Source organism: Paracoccus gahaiensis, assembly GCF_005048225.1.
Taxonomy (GTDB): domain Bacteria; phylum Pseudomonadota; class Alphaproteobacteria; order Rhodobacterales; family Rhodobacteraceae; genus Paracoccus; species Paracoccus gahaiensis.
This window is the reverse complement of the sequence record NZ_SUNI01000060.1, coordinates 1-3,134: the sequence shown is the minus strand read 5'-3', so window position 1 is coordinate 3,134 and position 3,134 is coordinate 1. Positions and strand designations below refer to the sequence as shown.

The 3,134-nt window shown below is 57.8% G+C and carries 4 protein-coding genes; 2 read left to right on the top strand and 2 right to left on the bottom strand.

Annotated elements, in window-relative coordinates; translation table 11 throughout:
- Positions 1–120 precede the first annotated feature (120 nt).
- Positions 121–951: an NAD(P)H-binding protein gene (locus FA743_RS19990; RefSeq protein WP_136887805.1), complete on the bottom strand. Its 831-nt coding sequence runs from the start codon at positions 949–951 to the stop codon at positions 121–123.
- A 2-nt stretch (positions 952–953) separates the two neighbouring features.
- Complete coding sequence (locus FA743_RS19985; RefSeq protein WP_136887804.1) at positions 954–1,391, bottom strand: nuclear transport factor 2 family protein; 438 nt, start codon at positions 1,389–1,391, stop codon at positions 954–956.
- Positions 1,392–1,447: 56 nt separating this feature from the next.
- Here FA743_RS19985 and FA743_RS19980 point away from each other — a divergent pair, with 56 nt between their 5' ends.
- Positions 1,448–2,071, top strand: a complete 624-nt coding sequence (locus FA743_RS19980; protein WP_246055079.1) for a TetR-like C-terminal domain-containing protein — start codon at positions 1,448–1,450, stop codon at positions 2,069–2,071.
- A gap of 184 nt (positions 2,072–2,255) precedes the next feature.
- Entirely contained in the window at positions 2,256–2,720 is a 465-nt protein-coding gene (locus FA743_RS19975) for an NUDIX hydrolase (RefSeq protein WP_136887802.1), read from the top strand.
- Positions 2,721–3,134 lie beyond the last annotated feature (414 nt).

Sequence of the window (3,134 nt, the reverse complement as noted above, 5' to 3'; positions counted from 1 at the left end):
ATCCGTCACCAGCCTGACAGCCTCGATTTTGAACTCACGGCTAAACTTCCGTCTTGTCATATCCACTCTCCAGTTCCTTGGTCACGATCTTATCTTCGTGTCCACGAAACCGGCAGCAGCTCAGATCCATCCTTCCACAACACGATTGGCGAAGGCGCGGAATGAGGTTGGTAGCTGCCCGCTCACCTGCTCAACGCAAGCCGTGATGCGATCTTCAGCACCCGTCGCTATGGCCCTGTCCAGGCTTGTGAGGGTTTCCGCGTAGTCAGGCGTCAAACCTTGAGCCATAAAGCGCGCTGTCAGATCCGCAGGATCAAGACGGAGGTGGCGCACGGGCCGGCCCACCACCGCAGAAATGATAGCTGCCGTGTCATTGTACCTCAGAGCCTCCGGCCCCGTCAGCACGACGTCAGCATTGAGAGGCGCTTGTGCTGTCAGTGCCGCTACGGCCGTGGCTGCGATATCCTCGGCGTCGATAAAGCCGACCCGGCCATCGCCGGTCGCGCTATAGATGATGCCTTCTTCTCGTATCGTCGCGGCGTGCGGCCCTTCCGAAAAGTTCTGCATGAACCATGAGGGGCGTAGGACTGCCCATTCTGTGGCGTTCTTTGCCAGCCAAGCATGAACCTCACCCATCATGGGGCCGCCAGGTTCCAGAAGCGACGAACTGAGCAGAACGAAACGCTTCACACTCCGGCCAATGGCCGCTTCCAACATGGGTTGCATCACCGCCAGATGGTCGGTTCGATCGGTGGGAGCGACAATGTAGGCTGCATCGCAGCCATCGAAGGCCGAAGCCGAGGACAAGTCCGACCAATCAAAACGCATGTCTTGTGCGCCATCGGGCGTGCGCGTGCCGATCACCGTGTGGAGGCCTGCCGCAGCCAGTCTGGCCGCCACGCGACGACCCGTCTTGCCCTTACCTCCGGTAACGAGAACTCGGTGAATCATGATCACGCCCCTCCTGCGTAAGCGGCGGCGGCGGCGGCGCTACCACCAAGCGCCGTGAGTGCCACTAGGGGGTTCCAGTAATCGCGATAGCGCGAGATGCGCGCATCCTGAAGGGTCACGACTGAAATGTAGCCCTGGTCGTAAGGGGCACCAGTGTGGACGCCGTGACCCGTGCAGGAAAATTCGAAGATCACCGCCTCAGCGGAGGTATAGATATTTCCCAGCTTCATGGGACCGAAGGCGATCAAGGGGCCAAGCTTCTGCAGGTGATCAGCCAACGCAGCAACCCCGTCCAGCCGCTTGGGCAGCCCCTCCGGCGCAAAGGGAAACTCGAAGATAACATCGTCAGCGAACAGGTCGAGCATGGTGTCTGCAGGGGCGAGTCGGTCGCCCAGTGCGGCGCGAAGAAGATCAGAAAAATTATCAAACTTGCCGGTCATTGCGAAACCTCGTATGAATGGAACGGTAACGTATCGACCATATGGGAGGGATTGCGTTGGAACGCAACCGTTCCGTTGAAAAACCCCGGAGGAAACCCTCGGGTGCTGCTGTAAAGAGTGTTGAACTCACAGCCGCGCTCTATCGCGCTTTTTTCGAAGAATGGGCTGAGCGGGGCTTCGCGGCCATCAGTCTGGAAAGGGTTGCGGTGAAGGCCGGCGCTGGCAAGGCCGCAATCTATCGCCGCTTCTCGTCACGCCAGGAGTTCGCGGCAGCTGCTGTGTCAGAGCTGGGTCTCATTATTGCTATGCCCGAAAATCGTGGAAGCTTGGAAGCGGACGTCCTTGCCTTCCTGATCCGACTGAGAGTTGTTCTTCGCCACTCCCTCATTCGTCGCATCCTGCCGGACCTGCATGCTGAAGCCGCGCGGTCTGTTGAGATGCGGGTTCTCAACTCCAAAGTGGCCGAAGCCCGGCGGGCGCAAGCACAAGTCATTATTGAACGCGCGATCGAACGGGGCGAACTGGACCCGGACGTGGACAAAGAACTGGCCCTCGATCTGCTTCCGGCACCGCTTTACTGGCGCATGGTGGTTTTGGGGATCACGCCCACACGCAGCCAACTCGCCGCAGAGGCCGTTGCGACTATCGCGGCGTTGCAGGCTTTAGCACGCCCTAGCTGAGCCAATTAAAGCGAAGAATCCCATTGGCCTGACTGACGGCTACGGGCTCTTCATGTCGATGTCGATGTCGATGTCGATGCCGCTGCACTGCGCTGCGGGCCGCTCTGCGGGACGAAGCCACCATTGCCACAGACAAGCTGCCAGCCGAGAAAGGCTAGTTAGGGGCATTATCGAGAGGCGAAAGATGGCAGAGATTCAGATTAGGGCATTCATTGCTTCGCTAGTCGCCATCCGCAGGGCACAAGAGCGCTACGAGGTTCTTCTTATGAAAAGAACGCAATCTCTAGCCGGTGAGTGGTGTCAGGTTGCTGGCAAGATTGAGGACGGCGAAACTGCTTGGCAGACTGCCTTGCGCGAGCTTGCCGAAGAGACTGGTTTGAAGCCTGATGCTTTCTATTCCGCTGATACTTGCGAGCAATTTTATGAAGCGGATCGCGATGCAATCACTAGCGCACCTGTCTTCGTCGCGTTCATCGACAACACTGCGGAAGTGGTGCTCAACCACGAGCACAGCGAATTCCGATGGGTCAGTTTCGAAGAAGCCGCTGATATGGTCGCCTTCGGCGGTCAAAGGCGGGTTCTTCGCTGGATCGAGCAAGAGTTCATCGAAAGAAAGCCGAGCAAACACCTATTAATCGACCATCTTTGATCTTCGAGAACGTCAGGCTTGGGCTGAGGGTGTGTGAAAACCCGACTGAGCATGGTCGAACACGGAACAGCATTCCCCCGCAGGCAGGATAGCGAGATGTCGTTCTGATAAAAAGTCGCTGCGGGCGGACTCGCAAGAAAAGCGTTCTCTGCAAATTTCCGAAAATTGAGTTCTCACACACCCTCGGCTCTTCGCGTCGATGCAGCGCCGACCGCTGACCGTCCGCTTTCGTCAAGCCCGAGAGGCAGGCTGCCTGACAGAAAAGGCAGATCTATCTGCCACTAAACAACCTGACCTGCCCCCCGGAACGTCCCTCGGTTTGATGTAGAGTTTGCTTCATCACGAAGGAGCATACGATATGAGGAAAAGCCGCTTCACCGAGGCGCAGATCATTGGGATGATCAAGGAGCAGGA

Excerpts from the sequence above, each read along its gene's own strand:
- FA743_RS19990 (WP_136887805.1), bottom strand. The coding sequence starts at position 951 with ATGATTCACCGAGTTCTCGTTACCGGAGGTAAGGGCAAGACGGGTCGT.
- FA743_RS19985 (WP_136887804.1), bottom strand. The coding sequence starts at position 1,391 with ATGACCGGCAAGTTTGATAATTTTTCTGATCTTCTTCGCGCCGCACTG.
- FA743_RS19975 (WP_136887802.1), top strand. The coding sequence starts at position 2,256 with ATGGCAGAGATTCAGATTAGGGCATTCATTGCTTCGCTAGTCGCCATC.